The sequence below is a fragment of the Leeuwenhoekiella sp. A2 genome, from assembly GCF_047946655.1.
Classification (GTDB): domain Bacteria; phylum Bacteroidota; class Bacteroidia; order Flavobacteriales; family Flavobacteriaceae; genus Leeuwenhoekiella.
This window is the reverse complement of record NZ_CP172311.1, coordinates 285,790-311,733: the sequence shown is the minus strand read 5'-3', so window position 1 is coordinate 311,733 and position 25,944 is coordinate 285,790. Positions and strand designations below refer to the sequence as shown.

19 protein-coding genes are annotated in these 25,944 nt (G+C 38.3%); 4 read left to right on the top strand and 15 right to left on the bottom strand.

Annotated features, from left to right (window positions below; genetic code table 11):
- Positions 1-22: 22 nt before the first annotated feature.
- Positions 23-511 (bottom strand): ferritin-like domain-containing protein, encoded by a 489-nt coding sequence (locus tag ACH3PA_RS01425; protein ID WP_416441247.1) that lies wholly within the window; start codon positions 509-511, stop codon positions 23-25.
- 323 nt (positions 512-834) lie between these two features.
- Positions 835-1,305, bottom strand: coding sequence for a BLUF domain-containing protein (locus tag ACH3PA_RS01420; protein ID WP_416448399.1), 471 nt, complete (start codon positions 1,303-1,305; stop codon positions 835-837).
- Between the two features lie 667 nt (positions 1,306-1,972).
- Between ACH3PA_RS01420 and ACH3PA_RS01415 the strand changes: the two genes are divergently transcribed.
- Both ACH3PA_RS01415 and ACH3PA_RS01410 read left to right on the top strand, forming a co-directional pair.
- Positions 1,973-2,260 carry a DUF6922 domain-containing protein gene (locus ACH3PA_RS01415; protein ID WP_416441251.1) on the top strand — a complete coding sequence of 96 codons (288 nt, stop codon included), beginning with the start codon at positions 1,973-1,975 and terminating at the stop codon, positions 2,258-2,260.
- A 1-nt stretch (position 2,261) separates the two neighbouring features.
- A complete protein-coding gene (locus ACH3PA_RS01410; RefSeq protein WP_416441253.1) occupies positions 2,262-3,023 on the top strand; it encodes a nucleotidyl transferase AbiEii/AbiGii toxin family protein in 762 nt (253 codons plus the stop codon).
- Between the two features lie 176 nt (positions 3,024-3,199).
- On the opposite strand, the gene ACH3PA_RS01405 is transcribed toward ACH3PA_RS01410, so the two are convergent.
- The 9 genes from ACH3PA_RS01405 to ACH3PA_RS01365 form a co-directional block, all read right to left on the bottom strand.
- Positions 3,200-4,195, bottom strand: a complete 996-nt coding sequence (locus ACH3PA_RS01405; RefSeq protein ID WP_416441255.1) for a type II toxin-antitoxin system HipA family toxin — start codon at positions 4,193-4,195, stop codon at positions 3,200-3,202.
- Positions 4,192-4,524, bottom strand: a complete 333-nt coding sequence (locus ACH3PA_RS01400) for a HipA N-terminal domain-containing protein (RefSeq protein WP_416441257.1) — start codon at positions 4,522-4,524, stop codon at positions 4,192-4,194. Before ACH3PA_RS01400 ends, ACH3PA_RS01405 begins: the two co-directional genes overlap by 4 nt.
- A gap of 5 nt (positions 4,525-4,529) precedes the next feature.
- The gene (locus tag ACH3PA_RS01395) at positions 4,530-4,739 is read right to left on the bottom strand and encodes a helix-turn-helix domain-containing protein (protein ID WP_416441259.1); all 210 of its coding nucleotides are present in this window, start codon (positions 4,737-4,739) and stop codon (positions 4,530-4,532) included.
- A gap of 297 nt (positions 4,740-5,036) precedes the next feature.
- Entirely contained in the window at positions 5,037-7,004 is a 1,968-nt protein-coding gene (locus tag ACH3PA_RS01390; RefSeq protein WP_416448398.1) for a fructose-1,6-bisphosphatase, read from the bottom strand.
- A gap of 285 nt (positions 7,005-7,289) precedes the next feature.
- Positions 7,290-10,292: a type I restriction endonuclease subunit R gene (locus ACH3PA_RS01385; RefSeq protein WP_416441263.1), complete on the bottom strand. Its 3,003-nt coding sequence runs from the start codon at positions 10,290-10,292 to the stop codon at positions 7,290-7,292.
- Positions 10,289-11,500: a restriction endonuclease subunit S gene (locus ACH3PA_RS01380; RefSeq protein WP_416441265.1), complete on the bottom strand. Its 1,212-nt coding sequence runs from the start codon at positions 11,498-11,500 to the stop codon at positions 10,289-10,291. Before ACH3PA_RS01380 ends, ACH3PA_RS01385 begins: the two co-directional genes overlap by 4 nt.
- Positions 11,500-13,818, bottom strand: a complete 2,319-nt coding sequence (locus ACH3PA_RS01375) for a hypothetical protein (protein WP_416441267.1) — start codon at positions 13,816-13,818, stop codon at positions 11,500-11,502. Before ACH3PA_RS01375 ends, ACH3PA_RS01380 begins: the two co-directional genes overlap by 1 nt.
- A 3-nt stretch (positions 13,819-13,821) precedes the next feature.
- Complete coding sequence (locus tag ACH3PA_RS01370; RefSeq protein ID WP_416441269.1) at positions 13,822-15,423, bottom strand: N-6 DNA methylase; 1,602 nt, start codon at positions 15,421-15,423, stop codon at positions 13,822-13,824.
- Positions 15,424-15,943: 520 nt separating this feature from the next.
- The gene (locus ACH3PA_RS01365) at positions 15,944-16,177 is read right to left on the bottom strand and encodes a helix-turn-helix domain-containing protein (protein ID WP_416441271.1); all 234 of its coding nucleotides are present in this window, start codon (positions 16,175-16,177) and stop codon (positions 15,944-15,946) included.
- 214 nt (positions 16,178-16,391) lie between these two features.
- On the opposite strand from ACH3PA_RS01365, the gene ACH3PA_RS01360 reads away from it, so the two are divergent.
- Positions 16,392-17,156 carry an RNA polymerase sigma factor gene (locus ACH3PA_RS01360; RefSeq protein WP_416441273.1) on the top strand — a complete coding sequence of 255 codons (765 nt, stop codon included), beginning with the start codon at positions 16,392-16,394 and terminating at the stop codon, positions 17,154-17,156.
- A 2-nt stretch (positions 17,157-17,158) separates the two neighbouring features.
- Positions 17,159-18,256 carry a hypothetical protein gene (locus ACH3PA_RS01355; RefSeq protein WP_416441275.1) on the top strand — a complete coding sequence of 366 codons (1,098 nt, stop codon included), beginning with the start codon at positions 17,159-17,161 and terminating at the stop codon, positions 18,254-18,256.
- A gap of 287 nt (positions 18,257-18,543) precedes the next feature.
- Here the strand turns inward: ACH3PA_RS01355 and ACH3PA_RS01350 are convergent, their stop codons facing one another.
- From ACH3PA_RS01350 to ACH3PA_RS01335, 4 genes are read right to left on the bottom strand one after another with little or no spacing between them, the layout of a single operon-like run.
- Positions 18,544-19,383: an endonuclease/exonuclease/phosphatase family protein gene (locus tag ACH3PA_RS01350; RefSeq protein WP_416441277.1), complete on the bottom strand. Its 840-nt coding sequence runs from the start codon at positions 19,381-19,383 to the stop codon at positions 18,544-18,546.
- A gap of 12 nt (positions 19,384-19,395) precedes the next feature.
- Positions 19,396-20,235 (bottom strand): endonuclease/exonuclease/phosphatase family protein, encoded by an 840-nt coding sequence (locus tag ACH3PA_RS01345; RefSeq protein ID WP_416448397.1) that lies wholly within the window; start codon positions 20,233-20,235, stop codon positions 19,396-19,398.
- Positions 20,236-20,252: 17 nt separating this feature from the next.
- The gene (locus tag ACH3PA_RS01340; protein ID WP_416441281.1) at positions 20,253-21,992 is read right to left on the bottom strand and encodes a RagB/SusD family nutrient uptake outer membrane protein; all 1,740 of its coding nucleotides are present in this window, start codon (positions 21,990-21,992) and stop codon (positions 20,253-20,255) included.
- 11 nt (positions 21,993-22,003) lie between these two features.
- A complete protein-coding gene (locus tag ACH3PA_RS01335; protein WP_416448396.1) occupies positions 22,004-25,255 on the bottom strand; it encodes a SusC/RagA family TonB-linked outer membrane protein in 3,252 nt (1,083 codons plus the stop codon).
- Positions 25,256-25,944: the final 689 nt, after the last annotated feature.

Here is a 25,944-nt window from a genome sequence, read left to right as displayed (position 1 = left end):
TTAGAACTTCACATACCTTTTGTTAGGGCTTATTGTTTTTAGTGAGTAACAATGTTTTCGCATAATTTTGATAATTTTCATCTCCTTCGTATGCCTCTTCCAAAGTTTTTTCTAATTTTTCTTGAACTTCACTAATATCTAAGTTTTTGATATAAAGTAAAGCAGTTTCGTATCCAGAAATTTGAAAATGCGTTATTTGTAAGATTTTAGATATAATTCCTACATCCATCAAGAAACCTTTCGAAAAATCAGAATATAATTCATGAGTGTCCATAAGCAGACCTCGTATAATATTTCCATCCTTTATCGCAATTTTTAAATGCAAGAGCTCTCCAATATCTTCCAGCCTGACTTTCTGTTCTTGCGTTTCTATAGCGAAATTTTTTATATGCTCTTTTAATTTAGTATCTGTTACATAATCGAGCATTTCTGCTAGAGCATCTAAAATCAATAATTCAGAATTGTATAAATTTTGTAACTGTTTTTCTAAAAGGTCCAGCATTATTTTCATATAGGTTTTAAAAATTGTAGAGTATAAAGAATGAAATTTGATAGTTTGGCCGTATTAATACTTAAGAAATTGAGTAATAGTTTTTACATAAACTAAAAAAGGGAAACTTTAAATTTCCCTTTTGATCATTTAGATAAGGTAGGCTAATATTGAAGCTTTGCTTATTTATAGGTCCCTTTGATTAATTTGTTTATAGGCTAAAGTTCATATTTATAAATTAATGTGATTATCTCTATAAATAGTAAAATGTACCATATAAGTTATTTTAACTATAATTAATAGTTCACGATTCACTTTTATAATCATTAAGAATATAAAAATTATTATAGCTTAGTGTACGAAATATAAAATGCCAAAAGGCATAGTAAAATGGTATTATAGAAAGGACCTTGTTTTGAGAAATGCTTTAAGCATATTTTTATGGTTTCCTGAATCGGGTAATCCATGCCCTGTATAGGAGTCATGTATTCTTTTAGTAATTCTGGAGTATCGTAATATTTATCATCTGATAGTGTACGAGTTTCATAACTATCATAAGCCCCATGGGCGATTTCTTTTCCCACTATTTGTATAATATCTTTATGTCTTGTATCACATTCAATTTTGGTGTATAAGGGCAGTAATATTTTTTTGTCTCCCTCCAATACCTGTAAAAAATTACCTTCGGAATAGAGCAATATACCCTTCAAACCTTCTTTGAGATTATAGTGTAGTGTTTTATTCATTACATCTTTAAGATCAGAATTTTGAAGTTCTTGAGAAGCAGTGCTTACATAACAAATAGCATATTTCATAGCTTGTGGTTGTTCTAATTAAGGAAGTATGGTATCTTCTAAATTAGATAATGGAATACATAAATTTCTGAATTATGTGTTAAATGAACATCTAGAATATGGAGAGGTCAGATTTTTCATTTAATCTATCGTATTGATATAATGAAGTCTAACTTTTAAAAAGAAGCCGCTTGAATTCCAGTAATGTTGAGATTTTTTTTTTGAGCAGTTCAATTCTAATATCTTAAAACCAGAGGTGAACATTATGATTACCTCTCCCGGTTTGATCATTTGAGTTCTGTATTCTTAAGGCTTTCAATATCTCTTTGTGTTTTATTATTTACTTTCCAATACAATATATTCGGTTGCTTTGTTTATAGGCCTTCCTGAAGATTGAGGTGTAATATAGGTACAAACCCGTTTCCAACATCTCAAAATAAATCATAAAATATTATCAAATATTTAATCTTTGGTGAGCTCACTAGTAATTTCTCCATTTTCTTAGAAAAGTTTAAAGGTGTAGGTGGGAAGATTTAGAGAATTGAGTAAATAAGCATATTGACCTAGTAAATCAGAGATAGAACCATTTTTATCATATAGCCAATTATGGGAAGGGTTTTGTTTAATTATACTTATATTTAATATAATCTTAGAACAATAGTAGAGATTTATTTTTTAATATTGCATTGTGAGACGAACTAAAAATATAGTAGATATTTTTCCAAAACACCTATTTTGGGATATGGATTATAGTAAACTTGATCTTCAACAAGATAAGGATATTATTATTCCGAGGGCACTATTTGCTACTACTGAACAAACGTTTCAGAAAGATATTCTAAAATTAGAAAATCTTTATTCTCAAAAGCAAATCCTCAAATATCTTAAAAACACTAAGGAACGTATTAGTAATAGAGTATGTCATATGGTATCCAATAGATATCATATTGAGGAATTTTCTAGATTTAAGCACTAAGATGGGGGCAGTTGACCCTAAATTAATTTCACTGTTAAAAGAATTACAAGCTCTTCCTTCCCTTTCAGAATTTGTATTAGCCGGTGGTACCAATTTGGCATTACGCTATAATCATAGAAAATCTATTGATATAGATTTAATATCAAATGAAGTTATAGGTAAGATTGGTTTTGAAAAGATTATCGAAGAAATAACCTCTAAATATGGTGATCATGCTACCTTAATTCCTATGAATGAGGATTTAAGCGAACAATTTATTTTTCTTCGCGCCTTTATTCCCACAGATGATTTAATAATAAAAGTGGAAATCTTGCAAAACATCCAATATTTATTTGATGTAGAAACTCAGGATAGTATTCGTTTGCTTTCTAGCAAGGACGTTGGCCTTTTAAAACTGATGAGTGCCTCCAACCGGTTTGCTAAAAAGGATATCTATGATCTGGATTATATCACCGATGATATTGATATAGTTGAGCTCTTTGATAATTTTAAACAAAAAAGTGAAATCTATAATAAACCAAAATATAAATGTTTATTCGACCTGGACGATGAGGAAAGTCCAATCGATAACTTAGATCTCCTTTTAGCATTCGATAGAAATAGAAAAGAACCAGGTAAAGTATTCCATTCTCATGACCGTATCGACGTAGTAGAAGGCAGCAAAAGCTGGGCTTTAGCGCGAATAAACTGGAGATCAAAGCTCAGAAAATTATATAAATCAGAAAATAAAAATTTCCCCAATTTGGCATCATTTATTACTTAGGGAAATATAGCTCACCCGTTAAAGAAATAATTTTTACTTATTTGAATCTTTAATGATACTCATTCATCTATTTCCAGAATTTCAACTATGGGGTATAATTACTCTTTGGTCAGTTTTTTTAATCCCTCCAGAGGGTTTAATTCCCCGAGGCTTGCCTCGAATAGAAAATGAATTTTTCAATTCATACCTCGTGGGCTTGCCCCGAGGTTGTTGATTCGGGTCTGGTAGGCCTGCAAATAGTTTCTTTTTGTTTTCTCGTCTAAAAAGGAAGCCATAGTAAGCGTATTTACCTGATCGGAACCTTTGAGCATGGAAGCTATGATCGTATTAAACTGCTTCGAGGAAAGGCCTACCTGTTCGGACAGGACTTTAAACTGTCCGGCGACATGGGTTTGGGCTAGCTGGGCCGGTAGTAGACCGTCCAAAGCAAAATCACTATCCTCAATATGAATACGTGTATTGAGGAGGTCATAAGCAGGACTTAAGCGATGATCTCCCATAGGTGTTTCTATAATAGCAAAATTCTTCAGGTGGGCATCACCGTTAGAAAATAAATAGTTGAATAAGAGAATTTTAAATAATTTGGGTGTTTCCACGCGGTAGGCGGGAAGGTATTTCTTCATCAGTTCAAATAATTCCAGGTAATTCCCTTCATATTTATAATGGTCCCCATGGGTCTGTGGGGTTTTACCGGCCAGTGAAGCAAAATCCTCTTTGGCCTTTTTACTACCACCTAACTGTACATCAAATCGTTTGGTGATGTAGGCCGGGTTTCCTTTTTTAAAAAAGATCAGCGCATTCTCTGCGGTCTCGATCCCGTATACCTGCCGAGCGATCTGCATGGTCAAATGCTCATTGGCCGGCATCTGGTCCCTTTTTTTCCCGGAATTAGGAATTGGTTTTAGAATATGAGTGCCCCGTTCTCCTTTTTTGATCAGACGTAGCTTATTCTTTTCCAGTACTATTGAAAATTTTTCCTGGACGCCTGATATGGAAATCCGCTTTTGATTTTCTTCAAATAACTTATCCGTAGGAGCACCCGAATTTGGAGCTTCATAGGGAAGGATGTGGGATACCTTGCGTCCATCAAATACCCGTTTAAGGCTGGTTCGGCTATAGGTATCAAAACCTGGGGCCAGGGTACCGGGACAATGCGTAAGCTTTGGTATCATATCGAGGCCTTAAGTTTTTTAACCGTGATGGCCCCAATGGTATCATAGCGGGCCGTCGCCATAAGGATGCCAAAATAGTCATCAGTATCCAAGCGTTCTGCCTGGCAAACTTTTTGTCGATTCGTCCCTTCCGGAATCATATTATAAAAAAACGGAAATAAATACTGGGAATGGTATTCCTGTTGGGACCGGGGTAAGGTCAGACTAATAGAAACATTGTCCACATCAGCCAGCCAGCAGTCTAAATAACGGAAGGTAAAACTACTGTCATCATGCTGCTGGAGCACCCCAGCTTCGGTCCCTTTGTATAAAATAGCGGCTTGTCTCATTTAAGCTATATTTTCTTAACCTGGAGGGTGATCTCCAGACCTAATACATCGGTTATTTTTTGTATCGATTGTAATGTGGGATTGGCCTGTCCGGTCTCGATCTTATACAAAGTAACAATCCCAATATCGGCCATCTCAGCTAATTGTTCCTGGGTGATGCGCATGTGCTCCCGTCGCTGTTGAATTAACTTTCCGATGTTTACAATTGCTTCCATTTTTAGATGTTAAAATCCACAATATAATGAGGATTTTGGTTTTATATTAATTTCCTGACTCAAAAATACATTAAAATCCATACTTTAATGAGTATTTTGATTTTTTTTAGTAACATTATATACAAAATATACTATGATCCACACTTTAGTGAGGGTTTTTGGGATTTTTTGGGTGGTGTTAGCAGAAATGAATAGCTGAAATAGGAAGGAAATAGTGTTCGATAAAGATCGTAGATTTTTTAAAAGCAATAGAGAGAAATAATTGTCTTCCTAGGCTGAGTAACCCATAGGCCACTATTATGATAGCTGAAACCTTTCTGTTAATATTCCTGATCTATAAGAATGTAGTAGCTCCTTGAGATCTTCAATAAAATCTTCTACTTGATCTCCGTCTTTAATGTCAGAAACTTTCAATGGCTTATCAGAGTAAGAATAAAGGGTTATACTGGACTCTATGTCTATTTCCTCTTCAATGGCTTTTACTTTAGATTCAAAGGGCAGGTGTGCTATGATTCTTTTACCTTTATCATCAAAAATGAGTGTGTAGCCGGCTATTCCAGTTTGTTCTTGATAGGCTTTTGCAAATCCGCCGTCAATCACAATGAGCTTGCCGTCTGCTTTAATAGGGCTTTCTCCTTTTTTCACTTCTACCGGTACATGACCGTTGATAATAATAGATTTTTCAGGATCCATTCCAAAGTCCTGCATGATTTTCAAGGAGGTTTCAGGAACATCCCTATAGCGGTAGTACTGGCTTTTCGTTTCCTTATGAACTGTAATGTCCTTAATAAAGTATCTTTCAAAGGTGGTCATTTTGTCTTTTCCGAAAAGGGGAGAATCCGGCCCGGCCCAAAGGTACCACATCATGTCTACCGCCAGCTCATTTTCTGCAGTGTCCTTAATTCCCGAAAAGGCTTCCCGGGTAAGTTTCTCGAGAAAATCCATATAAGCCTTTCCTTTCAGTTTTTTCCCCAGCATCTCTACATATGCAAGATCCCCGTTTTCATCTATTGGAATAGAACCATGAAACAGCAGGCAACCATTAACAATGTGGTACATAGATCCTTTTTCAAATAAAAACTTTACGTGATTTTGAAGCCGACCGCTTTGTTGAAAGGATTCTGAAAGTTTTATGACCAGGTCTTCCTCTTCTTTAGAGAGTTTTGTGGGGTTTTTTGGATCAATAGTGGGAAACCAGGTGTCTTTAAGTGCGTATTCTTTACCATCTAAACGTATGCTGCCCTGGGAGAGATCCATATGTTCCAGCATTTTTCTGTGGGTCATCTTAAACTCTGGTCGTCGGTCTATAAGTTGTTCCTCAAGTTTAAATTGTATGATGCTAATCGCCTTGTGCATGATCCTGTTGAGCCACTGTTCGCTTTCATTCAGCAAATCCTCGGGTTTAATTTTAGGATTAAAGATCAGACTTTTATCTTCTTTATAATGTTCCAAGGCGAAAGAGGCAAGGTGAATAAGATTTATTCCGTAGCCTTTCTCAAGGGTGCTTGTATTTCCATACCTAAGGGAAAGTCTTATCACATTGGCCATACAGGCAAGTGAGCCGGAAGCTGCTCCCATCCATACCATATCGTGGTTCCCCCACTGTATGTCTACGGAATGATATTCGATGAGGCTGTCCATCACTTCCTCGGCACCGGGCCCCCGGTCGAATATATCGCCGATCACATGTATTTTGGAAATTGCAAGGCGCTGTATAAATTCAGAAAGGGCCATGATAAGTTTATCACATTCTCCAATTTCAATTACGGTATCTAAAAGTTTCTTGTGATACTTACTTTTAGCTTCACCGGCAATTTCGCACTGCAGTAGTTCAGCAATAATTAATCCATAATCCCGGGACAAGAGCCGGTCGATCTTTCTTTTCGTATAAATAGAGGTAAAATCATTAGCAACCCGCACGAGCCTTTTTACTAAAATTTTATAGAAATAATCCAGGTCTTCACTTTCCTTTTTTATCTTGTCCAGTTTCTCTGAGGGATAATAGATCAATGCCGCCAGACTCCGAAGATCCGTTTCATTCAATTCATTCCCAAAAAGTTCCACTATCTTTTCCCGGATCAGCCCCGAACCATTTCTTAACATGTGCTTGAATGGCTCGTGTTCCCCGTGAATATCGCTTATAAAGAGCTCTGAACTTTTGGGAAGAGACAAAAGTGCTTCCAGCAGAATAATCTCTTTCCCTACCTGGGCGGCGTTGGGAAATTGATTGGACAATAATTTCAGGTACTTTGGATCATTTTTCATAGCCTCAATTGCGCGTCTAGTGATAATTTTATCTAAGTTAAAGATTTTGAATCCCTCCAGAGGGTTTAATTCCCCCGAGGCTTGCCTCGAATAGAAAAAGAATTTTCCAATTCATACCTCGTGGGCTTGCCCTGAGGTTGTTGAATACAAAAATTACCACCAGTTAAAACAGAAGGTCATAGCTCCTTGTATGTCGCAAAATATTTTAAATTTTCCAGTAGTTTTACCCTTAGTTAAAGAGACTGTTACTTTGTAGTTACCAGCGCTTAAACCATAGTCGAATCCTTAAGCCTCCAACGGCCAGTCCCTATACTGCCCCTCTGCCTGTTCAATTACTTCCTTCAGTAAAGTATCCAGTTCAGAAAATGGCACTTTGCCCCGTAATTCCTTTTTTACTGCCAGCCGAATTGCGGCGCGGGCGTCTTCCTTTTTGGTCCAGTCGAGTTGGAGGTTTTTCTTGACGGAAGCTACCACTGTATGCACCAGGTCCTGGATAGGGCCGGCCTGATTGAGGAGCTTTTCGTTGGCAGATAACATGTCGTAAAAAGCCAGTTCATCTTCGGTTAAACCGAGTTGTTTGGTCCTTATGTCATCCTGCTGAAATTCATTCGCGATATCCAGCAGGTGCTTGATGGCGGCAATAGAATCTAAAGAATTCCGGTGGTAATTGCTCAGCACTTTTTCCAGCTCGTCTTTCAGCTTGCGCATCCGCCGGATGTTCTTGGGCATTCGCACCCGTATCTCATCGTTGATGATCCTGCGCAGTAATTCTACTTTAATATTCTCGTCTCCTTTTTTCTTTACTATGGCCTGGAACTTATCGTCTACTATGGAAATATCGATCTTATCCAGGTTGTACATTTTTGCCAGGTCCACAATTTCCTGCGATTCCAGGGATTTACTGATCAAGTCCTTTATCTTTTCGTTCTTTTCCCTGCGCGGACCGGGAGGGAATTTGATCTTTCTGATGAGTTGCCTGATCTTTTGAATGATCGCCAGTTCTTCCTGTATCTCCCAAACCCGCGGATCTGAACTGGTCATTGCCACCAGTTCCGCCAGCTTGCGCTCTTCGAGCAAAAAGGCGTCGGTAATGGCATCAGATTTTAAAAGGCTATTCACTACTCCGCTAGACCATTTCATCTTGTCCATATCGCTCATAGCATTGATCCTTTCCGCAGAAAAATCACCTATGAGATCTATCACCTTCTCAAATTGCTCCAGGCAAACTTTTACCGCGACCTCCAGATCCAAAGTCGGTTTTCCTTCCCCTCCTCCGGCCGTGTATTTTTTAGTGGCTTCAGCAAGGAAGCCGGAGATGCCTATAAAATCTACTACAAGTCCGTTGGGTTTATCTTTAAAAACCCGGTTTACCCTTGCAATGGCCTGCATCAAGTTATGGCCTTTCATGATCTTATCCACATACATCGTATGGGCGCAGGGGGCATCAAATCCCGTGAGCCACATATCGCGAACGATCACAATTTGCAGCGGATCCTCAGGCGTTCGGAAACGCTTTTTTATGGCTTCCATCGCATCTTTGGTGCGTATGTGCGGATTCCATTCCGGGGGATCCTTGCTAATGTTTCCGGTCATAATCACGGCTATTTCAGGGCAGCCTTCCAATGCCGTCAGGGCATTGTACATTTTTACGCAGTTCTTGCGGCTCATACAAACAATCATCGCTTTGCCTTCCAAGCTTTCGGTCCTGGCCTTAAAATGGGTGAGGATGTCTTTGGCAACCCTTTCCACCCGTTCAGCAGACCCGGCGGCATCTTCTATAGCGGCCCAAACCGCATTGTTCTCCTCGTCCTCATCTTCTTCCATTTCATCCAGCTCCCTGTCATATTTGGCTTTGATGTTGAGCGGTACCATTTTTGGCTCGTAATAAATGGGCACCGTAGCCCCATCTTCCACGGCCTGTTTGATATCGTAGGTGTGAATTGTAGGGCCAAATACCTGCTGGGTATCGGCATCTTTGCCATCTACGGGAGTTCCAGTGAAGCCCATAAAGGAGGCATTGGGCAAGGCGCGTCTTATGTTCTGCGCGAAGCCACCGCTATGGAACCCGTACTGGGTGCGGTGGGCTTCATCTGCCATCACGATAAGGTTGTAACGTTCAGAGAGTACAGGATGGGAGAGCTCTTTTCCCGAAGCCAGTTCTTTTAACCGAAATTTCTCAATGGTGGTAAAGATCACCCCGCCGCCATCGGTGCTTAGCAGGGCCCGCAGCTCATCTGTGGTATTGGCGTGTTGTACGTGGCCCACCAGGTCTTTGCACAGCACAAAATTCTCATAGAGTTGCTGGTCCAGGTCATTGCGGTCTACCTGGATGAGGATGGTGGGATTTTTCATTTCGGGCATTTGCCTCAGGATCCCGGTAAGGATGGCCATCGAAATACTTTTGCCCGATCCCTGCGTGTGCCAAATCACTCCCAGGCGACCGTCACCGTTGGGTTTTATGTTTTCTACCGCAGAGTCCACCGCTTTTTTGATGCCCCAGTACTGGTGATATTTTGCGCCTTTCTTGATTATTTTCCCGTTGTGGTCTTCGTGGAAAATGAAGTTTTGCAGGTAATTTAATAAGGTTTTCTTCGGAAATAATCCCTTCAGCAAGGTCTCCAGCTGAAGTTCCTGTTTCTGCTGAAGGTCATCCCCGTGAACGCTTTTCCACGGAGCAAACCACTTTAGGGAGGAGTTGTACATCCCGTGTAGGGTTTCCAGCCCATCTGAAATTACCGTGATGACATTGTAATCGAACAGCTGCGGAATATCCCGAAAGTAATGTCCAATTTGCCGGTGCGCGTTTTCCACCCCCACCTCGGGATCAAACATATTCTTGAATTCAAAAACAATAAGGGGAAGTCCGTTGATGAAGATGAGCAGATCTGTACGCCGGCTGTTCTTGCCAATGATCTTTACTTCATCTGCACACACAAAGGTATTTTTCTCTGGTTCCCTGTAATTGATAGGGTAGAGGTGCCGGGCCTGTTCTTTGCCCGAAGCATCTTTCCAGGTAATGGAAACCCCCTGGGTCATTTTAAGATGAAAATCGCGGTTGCGGTGATCGAGATCCATTCCCTCGTGCTGCGTAAAAGCTGAAAGGGCTTCGTTAATGGCGGTTGCCGGAACGGCGGGATAGGAGCTGACTAAAAATTCCCGAAGATCCTCCTCCAGCACCACCTTCTTAAGGTCCCGCTGCAGGGAATTCCCTTCTTTATAGGTGTACCCCAACTCCTTGAGGCACTCTATGGCAGCCTTTTGCACCGTGATCTCGATCATTTGTGTCATAAGACTTCTGTTAAGGTTTTCTCCGCGTCTTTTACGCGGACTTCCCCGCTGATGAGTTTTGGCAGTAAGGTGTCGCGGAGTTGAGTGAGGGTTTGGTTTTCAAAATTATTTGATATAATTATCCTTGATATAGAATAAAACTGTTCCAAAACCTCATCCATTATTGCTTCAATACGAGGTACAGGTATTTTTATTAATAGTAAGTTTTGCTTGTTTAATTTAGGTTGAACAGCACCAGTTATAAAAGGGTTCAAATCTAATTGAGCAAAATGACAAACAATCATTTCATTAATTCCATTTTTTTTACCTTTTAGAATATGAGCGTGATTATTTACCCAAAATTGACCAACCGCACGAAATGCTATTGGTGTTTTACGAGAACGTAAATTTTCTCCATCCTCGGAAACAATAACATATTCCCCATCAAATTTGTAATCATCAATATTATCAATAATTCCAGATGCGCCATAGTATGGAAATGGTCCTTTTCTTGTACTTCTTTCTCTGGTGCTTAACGGGACTCTCTTAGAATTTAAAATATTAGCCAAATCACCTATACTTTTCACTTCCCATCCCTTCGGAATTTCCCCCAATTCAGAAGCTACAAACTCCCCATCCTGAAATGGTCCAAAATCCACAAACCAATGCTTGTATAAAGCCATTGCCATTTCCTCCAGGGTTTTGTTCATCTGGAGGTTGAGCTCGATCTTATCGTCTAAGGCAGAAAGGATGGAGGTTATGGATCTTTGTTCTTCTATTTCTGGAATATGGGCTTCAATATTCTCAAAGGTATTTCTTGTAATGGTATCAAAAACAGAACCGTGAGAATTCGCTTGGATGTTAGTTATAGAGGATTTTAATAAGTAATAACCGAAGTCATTGATTAATAATTTCTCTTTGCCAGAAAGACCATAACAAGATTGATTAAAAGCCATATCTCTTCCCAATTGGGCTATTTGTCCTACTGTTCCTCTGGCGGAGATAATTAGTTGACCTTTTGACAGAATTTTTGTACTACTTTTTTGAAGCCCGAGTTCAGTAATAGATTTCTCTGTAGAGAAAACCGTTCTCTGATCATTATTGAAATCAACTACAGATAACCACGATATATTACCATCCCAATATTCTTTAATTTTTGTTTTTGGAGTTCCTCCACCAATTATTTCAAAAACTTCTGAAAGTTTATAGGTTTTCCAGTTTTCTGGCATTATTCAGATTTAGTTTTTTTAATAATTTCATCATACTTAGCTTTATAATCATTAGAAAGTCTACCATATTCTAAATGGTAACTATTCTCATAACTCATCAACTTTAATAGCTCATCAATTACACTATCAATTTTCAAAGAATCAATAAAATCATTAAAATTATATTTACCCTTTTCATCCGAATAATAACCAATTAAATTTGTCAACACATCATCAACCGGCAAATTCTCATTTGAAATAATCTTTTCATCATGCTCTCTGTTAATTTGGTAAATATATGTGTCTCTAATATCCGCCAATCCTTTTGATAAACTAATTCCTCTTGCTGACTTTAAATCAATAATTGAAGTTAAAGTATCGGAAAGTTTTCTTACGCCTTTAACAACTTCATATTCAGATTCAATCATTGATAGAACTTCATTAGTAATTGCTTTACTATTAATCTTAAATTTTAATAAGGACATATGATCAATAAACTTTCCAGGGGTAAATAAATGCCAATAGCTGAAATTTGGATTTTTTGGATGAAACTCCTTCCGAAATTCCTGAAATGTTTTGTCCCAAGTTAAAACTGTTGGATCAATTATCTCATCTAAATTATTGATATGAAAAAAGAAAAGAGAATCGAATAGTAGAGAACGAGGTCTTCTTTCCACATCGGATCGAGAATAAACATCCCCCAAAGTTTTTTCTATTCTCTCATAATCTTTTCGAGTTTTATAATCTCTATTATATGGAGGCACATCATCAATCTGTATATGGTTATCTTTAAAAATTTTATAAAAGATCTGTTTTAAATATTCTTTACTTTCATCATTCTCAACCCTATTGATTGACAATCCAAAAGATTCTAAATATTTTCGAAAAGACATATCAGTTAATCCCTCTTCTTTAAGTGCCATATATAGATTAAGTATTTCATTATTTGAACCACCTAAAGATTCAAATAAACCTAATTCTTGAATTGGAAGAAGTCTTATGGCACTCTGAAAATGGTCTGCTAATTCTGTAATATATAATTGTGTAGTATTATAACATGCAGATTTCTCCTTTACAACTATTAATTCAAAAAGTTCTTTTGCAATTTTAAATTTATAATTATCATAATTATAATCAGGCTCTTTCATTACTAAAAGAAGATAGATAAGGATGGGTGTATCTAAAAATACTTCCTTTTTATTTCTTCTAGCATATGCACTAAATTCAGGGTTGTTTATTAAATCTTTATACAACTTTCCTGCTGAAATTTTTGCAAGAAAATTGTTTTTTGTACACAAATCAAAAACTTGTTCAATAAATAGCTTACTTAAATTTTTATCATCAAAACTATCATTTACATAATCATAAAAATCTCTAATTTCTTTAATTGAATCCTCTTCATCATAACCATTGGATATTTCATTCAAATCAATTTTATTTTGACTAATAAATATAGCTTTTAACCTATCAATTAATTTTCTAATTTCGATAACGGAAGCACTGTCGTTTATTATTATTTGAAGTTTTGAAGAAAAATCTCGTTCTAGCAGTTCTGAATTTTCACGTATTATTTTAATATTTTTACTTTCATTTTCAGATAGCTTATAGTTGTCATTGTTAACTTTTTCAATCTTTTGCGTGCTAAATAGGTTTTGTATCAACCTGTCACAATATTGCTTTGATACATTGATTTCAAATTCATCATTTATTCTATTTATAAGATCTTGGATTGAAATGCTAACATCATTACTCTTGTATAATTCATTTAAAATAAATGAAGTAATAAATCTTTCTTTTAATTCCTTCGAATCATCAGCATAGGATAAGTAATCAAAATATAATTTTTGATTTTCGTCAAAGTAAGAGTCCTCGTCTTGTACAAAACCTCCTAAAAAATTACGCAGTGTTTCTCTAGAAAGGAAATAATCTGGTCTATCTAAATAACTAGCTATAGCCTTATTGTCAAAAACTTTTAATTCTAAGGAGTAATCTTCTCTTGCTTTATCAACTAATTCAATTACTTTGCCTTCTGATGCACCTCTAGAGTAGTAGAAATAAAAAGTGTTAGAATAGCCGTGTTTTTCAGTTAGGCTTGAAATTTTCACCAAATCCTTTTCAAGTTTGACGTATACATTTTTGTCGATAGTTATTTGTAAGGGAATTTTCCTTTCCTTTTTATCTTCGAAAATTTTTACATCAATGCCCCCATCACCTTTCCCGTCGGTAATTACAACAGCATCAACTTTCCAAAAATTCTTTATAAACGCTTTTATAAATATATCAAACTGATCTTTTGTTAAACCTGCTATCCAATTAATATAATTCTTTGAATAATCCATATCTTATATTTTCTCAAAAAAATTAGCTTTAATTTTTTCCTTTAATTCCTCCCCTTTTTCAAACTGCTCCATCAATTGCGCCTTGAGGCCCTCCATTTTTTCTTTAAAAGGGATCCCGTCATCTTCTTCGGCTTCTGTGCCTACATAGATACCAGGGGTAAGTTTGTAAACCTGCTTTTGGACATCGGCTATGGTAGCTGCTTTGCAAAAGCCTTCCACATCAGAGTAGCTCTCGACTGCGCTCGAGCTGACATCCTCGACATTTCGCCATTTGTGATAGGTTTCGGCTATCTTATTTATATCATCATCACTCAATACCCGCAGTTTTCTGGTGGCCATTGTGCCCATTTTGGAGGCGTCCAGGAACAGGATCTCATTATTGCGCTCGCGATGGGTGCCGTCTTTTCCGTCGCGGTTTTTGCTAAGGATGAAAAGGCAGGCGGGGATTCCGGTGGTGAGGAACAGCTTGTCGGGCAGGCGAACAATGGCATCTATCATAGAATTGTCTACCATATGCTGCCGCACGTTTTTCTCTCCCTTGTTGTTGGAGGTCATCGCGCCGTTGGCCATTACAATTCCGGCAGTCCCGGTGTCGCTTAAATGGTGCCAGAAGGTTTGCATCCACATATAATTGGCGCTGCCATCTGTAGTGAATTCTTCTTTGGGTCCAAATAATCGGGGATCGCCATCGGGCAGATCTTCAGGATGCCAGTTGCTCACATTAAATGGCGGATTGGCAATAATATAATCCGCTTTCAGGTTGGGAAATTTATCATCAAGCAAGGAATTTCCCAGTTTAATATCAAAAGAAAGGTCCCGCAGCATCAGGTTCATAAGGCACAAACGCAATGTCTGTGCGGTCATTTCCTGCCCATAGATCGCGATGTCTTTTTTATTTCCGCCGTGTTCTTTGATGAACTTTAAACTCTGCACAAACATACCACCGCTCCCACAAGCGGGGTCAAAGATGCGGCCTTTGTAAGGCTCCAGTAACTCCACCAGCAGCCTTACAATACTTCCCGGCGTAAAGAACTGCCCCGCACCCGAACCTTCAGCCATTGCAAAGCGGCCGATGTAATATTCATAGATACGGCCCAGGATATCGCTTTCGGGATTTTCCTTTTCAGAAAATTTAGGGTGGGAGAGGAGGTTGATGATTCCGCCGGTTTGTTTGGGAGATAGTTCACTCCGCACAAAAATTCGCGGCAAAATATTTACCAACTGCGGATTATAGCCCGTCAAAAGTTCCTGGATGACATCAAAGGCATCATCTACCTTCACCTTGATATCATCCTGCTCGGCATTATCCTTCAAATATTGCCAGGAAGCCGTTTCCGGAATTTTAAAGGTGTTGCGGGAACGGTATTCATCCCGGTCTTCCAGGACGTAGTTGATCTCCTCCTTATCTGTAGTGTAATAATCGGACTTTGGATCCCTGAGCTCCTGCTTCAGTTCTTCGCGCACCACCTCATAGCGTTCGCTTAGGTGCTTTACAAAGACAAGTGGAAGGATGTAGTTTTTATAGTTATTCTCAGATACCGCGCCGCGCAATTCGTTCGCCGCATCCCAGAGTTCTTTTTCAAAATCAATGTCTGCTTTTGCCATTTATAATAGATGGTAAATTTATTAGGTAAATAATAGATCGTTGTAGGGGAAGATCCGAAATGGAAAGTTAGTTAAATTTTTTAAGAAATATTAATCTATATAGAATCGGCATTGCTTAAAGAAATTAGAATAACAAAATCGTTTTTGCAGCTGCTTTAAAAGATATCGATAATGCTGAATAGAATTATCAATCATGCTTTTCAGATTTGATGGTGTTATTTGACGTTATTTTTTGTTATTACGCAAGAATTTTAAATTGCGGTTCCTATTTTAGATTCAATAATTTGATCCATAGTCATTGAACTATCTGGGTCATCCAACCCAATACAATTTCCTTTCTCAAATCCTTTATTGGCATTTCTTCAAATATTGTTTTAAGAAATTATAAGATACATTCATTCGGGTAAAGATCCGTCTCTAGATTCACCCGTGGATAAAGCCTAGATAGAGTATGGTGGGAGTATAAGGACTGAAGCTTTACGTTATAATAAACGCTATAAAAACACTTAAAACGTATATTTTAATTCATTATAGGTTTGTCCGGCCAAAAGTCTTTTGGAGAACATTGGAGTATTTGAGCAATAGCATTAAGATGATTAAGATTATATTTTGCTCTTCGGGAAGTAGATTCTACATGAGAAATAAAACTATCGCTCATTCCCAACTTCTGGGATAGAGCAATTTGAGATAGGTTTCTCTCCTTCCTTTTTTCTTTAACCTTATCAATAATATAAGCTTCTACTTTACTTAGCACAGTTCCTTCTTACAAGGTACAAGAAGTAAAATAATGAATCACTTAACAAAGGTACATGTACCATTATTATGTTATTTTTACTATATTTGGTGAAATGCTAGAAAATTATAAGCAATTCTAGTCAAGGGGTGCCATTATCCTATTAAACCTTAATGGCCAATCTATATTAATAACGGGATTAAGTATGTGCTCAAAAAGTGAAACACATTTTGAATTGTTCAAACAAGGTTGCCCAAGCGTCTTTAAAACCATTTATACACAATATCATCGGCAGATCTTCTGGATGGGCAGGAGTTTAATTAAAGACGCTTTTGTGGTGGAGACTTTAGTACAGGACACCTTTCTTATCCTATGGGAAAAACGCGAATTGATAGAGTCACCTCAGCATTTGGTCAATTTCCTGTACGCTGTGATAACCAATGAATGCAAGTGGTATTATGCCCGTCCCAAAAATAAGTTCGACAGGAATTGTCACTCCTTAGATAATTTTGCCAATTATCAGGAATATATACTGGGTTTTGATCCCACAGCTATCGATCATCACCTTTTAGATCAAGAAAAAAAACAGAAGGATTATGATCAGGTAGTCAGTATACTACCGCTTTTGGGCACCCAACGTAAACGCCTTATTGAACTCTGCTTTCAATACGGCTTTAAATACAAAACCCTTTCAGAGCAGCTAGGCATTAGCATCACGGAGGCACGTAATACCATGGAAAAAACTATTGCCGAGATCAAAACTATCCTCAATCAGGGTTACATCCTGAAAACAGATGAAACAGAAGAAGAGCAATCGAAACCTCTGGTTGAAATAACTAAACAGGAAGCCCGGATATTTGAATTACGCTGTGAACAGCAATACTCATTTGCAGCCATTGCTGCCGAGCTGAACTTATCTCAAAAAGAAGTGCACCGCGCTTTTACCACAGCCTATCAGTTTCTGCAGGAAAACCATGAACAGCATTTAAAATCCGCCTGATTATGAAAACGAAAACCCTAAGCCTTACCCGAAAGATTCAGCTCATTATAGACCTGCCGGATTATGAAGCACGCAAAGAGGCTATGGCCAAACTCTACGACTGGCAATACTGCTGCTTTAAAGCCGCAAACATCATCGTAACTCACCTGTATTGCCAAGAAATGATAAAGGAATTTTTTTACTTTACGGAAGACATACAATACAAGCTTGCCGATGTCAAGAAGCACGAAAACGGTATCTTAAACCGCTCCCGAATCAACAGCACCTATCGGGTGATATCGGATAGGTTTAAAGGTCAAATTCCTACCGATATTTTATCCAGTTTAAACAAGAATTTGGAAAGCTCTTTTAATAAAGATAGACCAAAGTATTGGAGCGGGGAGCGCTCTCTTAAAAATTTCAGACGGGACATTGGCTTTCCCTTTGCTCCACGTTGTATGTGGGGATTTAAATATGACGAAGATCGAGGTGCCTTTTGTTTCCGGTTGTTTCAAATTCCCTTTTGTACTTATTTAGGGCGAGACTTCTCAGATAAGCGCAGTTTATTGCACCGGGTACTAAAAGGAGAAACCCGATTGCGCACCTCAGAAATCAAGCTCAAAGACGGGAAGATCTTTTGGTTGGCAGTTTTTGATGTCGAACAAGAACAGCACTCTTTAAAACCTCAGGTAGTAGCCGAAGCTTCTTTGTCTTTAGAATATCCCATTACCGTCAAGATTGGTAGCAATCGAATGACCATAGGAACAAAAGAAGAGTTTTTATACCGTAGACTAGCTATTCAGGCAGCACGTAAACGCGCTTTAATAGGATCTGTACATTCTAGAGGTGGTCACGGTCGTAAACGCAAACTCAAAGCTGTAGATAAGTTTCGGGAAAAGGAAATCAATTATGTGAATCAGCGCTTGCACGTGTACAGCAGAAAACTCATAGACTTTTGTTTAAAACACCAGGCAGGAACGCTGATTCTTCTGAACCAGGAAGCCAAGATCGATGCAGCACAAGAACAACCATTCGTCCTTAGAAACTGGAACTATTACGAATTGACCAAAAAAATAGAATACAAGGCCGAGAAAGCAGGTGTTGAACTGCTCGTCGATTGATGGGTAAACTCATAAATGACCCTTAGGGTCTGAGGGTGCTTGTACACCCGTAAAGTGAGATCTCAGATACTCACTAAATGCCACGAGGCATGTACAACGGCGTGGGCTTACTTATTAAATCAATCAAGAATCAGTGCTGATGAACTAAATAAAGCAATAAACTTTTAATTGCCTTAGGGGCGGAGGGTGCTTGTACACACCTACGGTAAGGCATATGCACTCACTAAGTGATACTAAGATATATACAATGGCATGAGTTAGACATCCAAAGCATGGTTTATTACATTTTACCATTGAAGAATGCTTAATACAGGTAGATGATCTGAGGCATATTTTTCATCGATAACGATATGGCTTTTAATCTTAAAAAAAGACTTCGGTTTAAAAGCTATATAATCAATAGCCTTTGTGGGATTTTGTACCGGTATTGTGGGTGGACAAGAGGTGCAGGTTCTCGTAAATAGGTTATCCAAAGATGCAATTACTGCACTGTTTTCAACAGCATTAAAATCCCCGGCCACTAGCACAGGTAGGTTTATATTATTTGTAATGTTCAATAGTTCCTCTATTTGTAACAAACGGTTCGTATCCTCCTTTTGAGAATCTAAATGTGTACTTGCAAACCAGATGGAACGATCATCAGGTAATTGTATTAAAGACATAGCTAAAACTCGAGGCTCTCCTTGTGTTTCAGGCTTTGAAGGGAGTTTATAAACCTTAGATTTTAAGATAGGGAAACGAGATAGAATTGCAACGCCGTATGCTCCGTTTTGAAAATCTATGGCTTTACCAAAAAACACCTGCATACCTAAGGCATCACCAATCTGTTGTGCCTGGTTTCCTAATCCAGAACGATCAGTATTGGAATCTACTTCTTGTAAGGCAACCAGATCTGCATCGCTATCTTTAATTACTTGAATGATTGCGGACAGATCTATACTATCCTTACGAATAGGTGGGTTTGCGTGATGAATATTATAGCTTAAGACCTTCAGCTCATTTGAAGCATCCTCGGAATTAGAGGTTAAGGTGTCTTGTGAAAACATTTGATAACCTGATAAAAAAAGGATCATCATCATGATAATCCCTTTTGTCAATGGTTGATTCACGGTTTTATGTTCGTGCATAATTCTAAACAACTAGTTAACTGAAAGTTCAACTTTAGCGATTACGGGAAAATGATCTGATATAAAGCGTTGTCCGCGTTGGCCATCTAAAATTTGTAAAGTCAAGGGTTGCACCGCGCCTTTATAAAAAACGTAATCTATCCGATTTTCTGAGGTTCTGCCTTCTGCGTCCCATCCATTAGCGCTGTATTCAGGACCATATACCTGATCAGAATCAAGGCTAAGATACGGATCCTTCAATCCATTTTTCAATAGCGTATCAATAGCTTCACTATTCGGCGAACTATTAAAATCGCCGGTTAATAAAACTGCTGATACACCTGCGATTTCTTCTATTTTTTCAGAAAGTAGCGCTGCACTTTCAATTCGAGCTTGTTTACCACGATGATCAAAATGTGTATTGAAATGATAGAATGTAATTCCTGATTGTTTATCCTTAAATAAGGCCCAGGTTACAATACGAGGCAAAGCTGCGTCCCAACCTTTAGAAGCGACTACGTTTGGAGTTTCAGAAAGCCAAAAGGTATTACTATCCACAACTTCAAAACGATCTTTTTTATAAAAAATAGCAGAGTATTCTCCTTCGGTATCGCCTTCCCGACCAATGCCTACATATGCATAATTAGGAAGAAGCTGTTGCATATCTAAAAGCTGGGTATGCGTGACTTCTTGTGTGCCAATAAGATCTGCTTGATAGAATCGGATACTGTGGGTAAGCCAATCCTTACGGTTTTCCCATACATTGATTCCATCGTCTGCACTGTTATACCGCACATTGAATGAGCATATAATCAGTTCCTTTTTGTTTTCCTGAGAATTTGCACTGCTGATCGTCAGCAGTGCAAATACCATAAAAATTATTTTTTTCATTATTTCCAACCGGGGTTTTGTTCAAGATTAGGATTGAGTTGTAATTCTATACGAGGTATAGGATATAGATAATCCTTATTTTCATCGAAGGTTCTGCCATTGAAATCAGGATGTGGGTCAATCAACCCATTTTCATCTAAGGTAAAATCTGAACCCAATTTATAATATTGAACGCCGCTAACTGGATTTGCTGGACGGTCTCCTTCATAAAGCACTACATTGATACTACCGTCTCCGGTAAGGTCGTACTCACCAGGGCCGGAAAAATATAAACCTCGAATAGGTTGCGTTAGTGTTTGACCGGCTTTCCAGCGTACCACATCATCCCATCTAAAGTTTTCCATATACAATTCAATACGGCGCTCGCGTCTTATTTCTAAAATAACACCAGCGTTTGCACCGGTCACACCGGGATATTGAGCAGCCATGAATGAATCAGGTGTTGAATTAGCAGTATCCAACATTAAATCAGGCATTCCAACCCGTTGTCTTAATGAATTGATGGACTTATTTATATCTTCTTGTGTAAGTGTACCTAGTTCGGCTTTTGCTTCTGCATAATTTAGAAGCACTTCACCAAAACGATATATCGGGAGGTCGGTTATAGACTGACCATTGGTGTCATACACAGGCTCGGTCACATACTTTATAATTTGATATCCGGTTACTGTAGCGCCGAGATTAGGAGCCAACTCAATACTTTGCCCTTTACGCATGTATCCCGGAGTGCGAATCGTCTGTGCTAAACGAGGATCTCGATTTTGTACTTCTTCAGTAAATGATAGTTGATTATATCCTACTGCGTCTGTAAAACGTGTTCCATCAGCATTGAGATAACTATTTACAAGGTCTTTCGGCATACCTGGACGACCGTAAGAACTTGTCGTGGTGTAGTAATTCACATTATGACCAATATTAAGATCTTCAGAATAGGCACGTGCTAAGATCACTTCGGTTTCATTAGCATCATGTGAATTAAAAAGCTCTAGATAATCCTGTTCAGGATTGCCCGTGCTGTAAATCTGATAAGGAGAATTCTCGATCAATTCTTCTGATGCAGCTACAGAAGCTTCGAGGTATTTTTCATAACCATCAATACCCCGGTATTTTTCATATGTACCCTCATAAAGCCCAATCCTTGATTTTAAAGCCAATGCGGTGTATTTGGTTACCTCATAGGTATTCTGCTCTACATTGAGGTTTTCGATTGCCCAGTCTAAATCTTCAAGCATTTTATCTACAACATACTGTCTTGAATCTCTAGGTTTTGTAAGGGCTTCAGTATCGTCTGGAGCAATAGGGGTATCATACCAAGGTAAAGCTCCAAAGCGCTGAAACTTATCAAAATAAAAGCGCGCTCTAAAAAAACGAGCCACACCCCCGTAATGGGCTTTTGCCGCTTCATCATCAGATTTTTCATATTCTTGAAGGAAAAAATTAATATCGCGCAGATACTCCCAGTTCCAACCACCTCCGGTAGTAGGTACAAGTCTAGCCCCTCGCATTTCTTCACTCAATTCAGTTTGTATAATATTATCGGTACTAGATTCTCCGTTATAAATCGAAGTACTGGGCCACATTCGGTAAAACCCGTTTGTATACAGTTGAAGGTCACTAGCGGTATTGAAAAATGTTTCTGCAGTAATTTCAGATAGCGGTTGCTTGTCTAAAAAATCATCACTGCACGAACTGAAGCTGGTTGCAACAAGCAAACCGGCAAGTATATGTTTGAATTTCATAAGGATGTTTTTTAAAATTTAAGAGATAATCCTAAGGAATAGGTTTCTGAAAATGGGTTGGTTTGTGCGGTTCCTCGATTTGCAGAGGTAGATGGACTGTTTAAATTAACAGAAGCACTTGCTGCTTCCGGATCGATATAATCTGTTAGCTTAGAGAAAGTCAGGAGGTTTTCTCCACTAAAGTAAATGCGCAGTTTGGTGGCTGATGTTTTGGATATGATTCCATCAGGAAGGGTATATCCTAGGGTTAGGTTTTTCAGTCTCAAGTAGGCTACGCTCTGTAAATAGCGATCATTTACTTTCTCTAAAGAACCACCCAGGGCTATATATCCATAATTTCGAGGATAATAGGCATCGGTGTTTTCAGGGCTCCACATATCGGCTACCATATCTTTTCTAATAAAAGAATTGTAGGGTCTGTTGTAAGGACCCCAAAACATACGAGAGTCAGAATTGGGATACCAGTCTTGTTTACCTACACCTTGAAAGAACACAGAAAAATCAAATCCTTTCCAGTCAGCATTTGCTAAAAAGCTGTATAAATATTGCGGTGCAGAATTTCCGATTATTTCCCGGTCACCGGGGTTGTCTACCGTATTTTCACCTTCTCCTATATATCCATCACCATCAAGGTCTCGATATTTTACATCACCTGGTTGCAGTCCACCTCCGGAAGTAATTCGATTCGATACAAAACTCTGATCTGCGTGATTGGCAATCTCTTCTTCGGTTTGAAAAAGGCCATCGATGCGATATCCCCAAAGTTCACCAATGGTCATCCCTTTATAAAAGTCTACAAGACTGCGGTTGGGATTATCAAAGTCAGTTATCTTGGTTTTAGAATTCGATAGGTTCGCTGTAACTGACCAACTGAACGTATCTTGAGCAAATTCAAAGTAGTCATTGTAACTTACAGACAATTCAAAACCTTTTGTTCTTAAGTCAGCTGCATTCTCTAGAGGAGATGCTGTTCCTAAAACACTGGGAAGTGTCGCTCCTGGAGAAAGCATACCTTCGGTATCTCTTTGAAACCAGTCGAAAGAAGCAGATAAGTGATTGTTTAATAAACCTACATCAACTCCAAAATCAAGCGTGCTTACTTTTTCCCAAGTAATTTCACTTGGATTTAAGGCTGGAGATTCGATATAATTTAAACGACTTCCATTGAGTACATAGTCATACAATCCATTAGGTAAGGTCGGGAAATAGGCATAATTATTAATATTTTGATTCCCTAAAGACCCGTATGAGGCACGGAATTTTAAGAGGTCAAAGGTTTCGCCGGTAGCATCCTCAAAGAATTGCTCTTTATTAACTAGCCACGCACCGGAAAAAGACGGAAAAAATCCCCAACGGTATGCAGATGGAAAGCGTGAAGTGGCATCATATCTACCATTCAACTCAGCTACATATTTATCTTTATAGTCATACGATAATCTGTAAAATAGACCTTGCAGTGCCCATTCTGAAGCACTACCTGAGGCAGTAGGATTTGAAGTGGCCAGGCCTAAAGAATTCAAGTCATTAGAAATCAAATTTTGTTTACTGGCATTGATACTTTTAGTGATAAAAGTTTCTTGGTTGAAACCGATGGTGGCTTTAAGAGTATGATCTTCGAAATAGCCCTTATATTCCCCATAGATGTTCAGTGCATCATACTTGCTTTCGGTGCGATACTCATTGAGGTAATCATTACCCATGAGATCCAACTGTTCAGGGTAAATAGAGTAGGGGATACGGGTGGAACGTTGAAATCTACTATACTCATTACGTCTTATCGCGTAGTTACCATTCAGGGTCACTCCTTGTATAGGCTTAAGTTCAACGGAAGCTATGTTACTAAACTCATTATTATTGGTTTGTTGTTTTGTGGTACCTTGTAGTAATCCGGCATAAACACCATCACCAATCGTATAGTTATTCAGTTCGGTACGCCATAAAGCACCCCCATCAGGATTAACAGGAACATAAGAAGGGAGTGCGTGTACCCATATTAAACTTCCCCAAAGATTACTGTAGTTACCATATTGACTACCACTATGCTCCAAGTCTTCAGAGCTGTTGTACTGCATATTGTTCGAGAACGATAACCAGTCAGTTGCTTTAATATCTATTTTACCACGCAAATTGTATTTATCGTAACTGTCATCTTGAACTTTCAGGATCCCTTTGGATTGAAAATTACGATACGAGAAATAGGCTTTTATTTTTTCGGAACCTCCGGAAATGGAAGCGTTATAAATTTGGGTGGGATAGGTCTTTCTAAAAAAGGTATTCCACCAGTCTGTATATCCATAATGAACATATTGATCTCGGCCGTTACGTTGGTCTATAATAACTCGTGCCAAGGAAGGATCTTGAGAAACTTCATAAAGAGCCTGCATATCCTCTTCGGTATAGCCTGTATAAGAAGCACCACTGTTGTTTCTAAAAGCTTCATCAACTATAGATACCGCTTTAAAAGGATCAGTAAGGAAATCTGTGTTCATTGTAGGGGAATTGATTGCTGTGGTCACTCCCAGATTCACTTGAACATTACCTTTATCAGCATTTTTAGTGGTCACTAAGACGACACCAAATGACCCTCGAGCGCCATAGATTGCTGCTGCTCCGGCATCTTTTAATACACTGATGGATTCAACATCATTAGGATTGAGATTGCTCAAGCTTCCTTCTATACCATCAATAAGAATCAGCGGTGTTCCTCCATTAATAGAAGTAAAACCCCTGATATTAATTCGAGGTTCTGCTCCTATTTTACCTGTACTTTGAGTAACGTTGAGTCCGGGGCTGAGACCTTGAAGGCTTGAGGTAACATCAGCTACTGGTCGTTGCTCCAGGTTTTGGGTATTGACCGTGCTGACAGCCGTAGAAAGTTTTTCACGACTGGTTTCCCCGTAACCTACAACCACTACTTCATCTAGTGCATTGTTATCTGCCTGCAATTGGATTTGAAGTGGAGCTAAGGATTCAATGGTGATTTCCTGAGTTGTAAATCCTATATATGATATTTTGATAACCGCAGGCAATTGAGATACGTTAAGCTCGAAGTTACCGTCAAAATCAGAAGAGGCACCGTTGGTTGTGTTTACTTCCATTATGGAAGCACCCGGCAAGGGCATTCCCGTATTATCAAGAACCTTTCCTGTTAGTTTTTGTTGTTCAGAGCCTGAGCTTAATGGAATACTAGCGGCGTTTAAGAAGCTCGAGGAGTAAAGTAATAAAGTAAAAGTGACCAAAAATTTGGGCACGAGGGTATGCAATTCAAAAAATTGGAGTAATTTGTTTTTCATCGGAATAGAACTATGGATTTGTACTGTAGTTTTAATTTTAATGACCCGTTTCTGTTGCATCAGAAACGGGCTTTAAATTTTTGGGCTAATTCATAAAATGTGTCTTATAAAATTGTCTTTAAGGAGTTAGATATCTTTTTCAAGACAAAAGAACGGCTTATATCATCCAATTGGATTAAGTTAGTTTTAACTAAAATTTAAATAGTAAATGGTTTTAGTAAGAAGCTTAACCTAAGATTTACAAACCGTCAGATTTGAAGAAGTTAAGTTAATCCACTTCTACGTTTTTTTTATAAAACATAATAATTAGCTCAGCGTATTTGTTCTATGCTAACAAAGAGGTACTGCATTTTTTGTCTATTGATGATTTTCTAAATACCCATTAATTGCAGAGGGTGCATTTACAGAAGTGAGGTGAGGTCTCAGATACTCACAAAATGTCACAGGCATATGCAACGATGTGAGTTCATTTATACAATTACACATCACTTTTTCGTGATAAAATTATCGATTTTATTGGTATGCGCGTGTTTTTCCGTGAAAAATAAAGACTTTAGAACAAACAGTTGAATGGCCCTGAATGTTCTATTTATGGAAAACCAAATTATCATTTTACCTAAGCCCCCTTCCCATTATTTTTTCTTTCAAAAAGGCCTTCA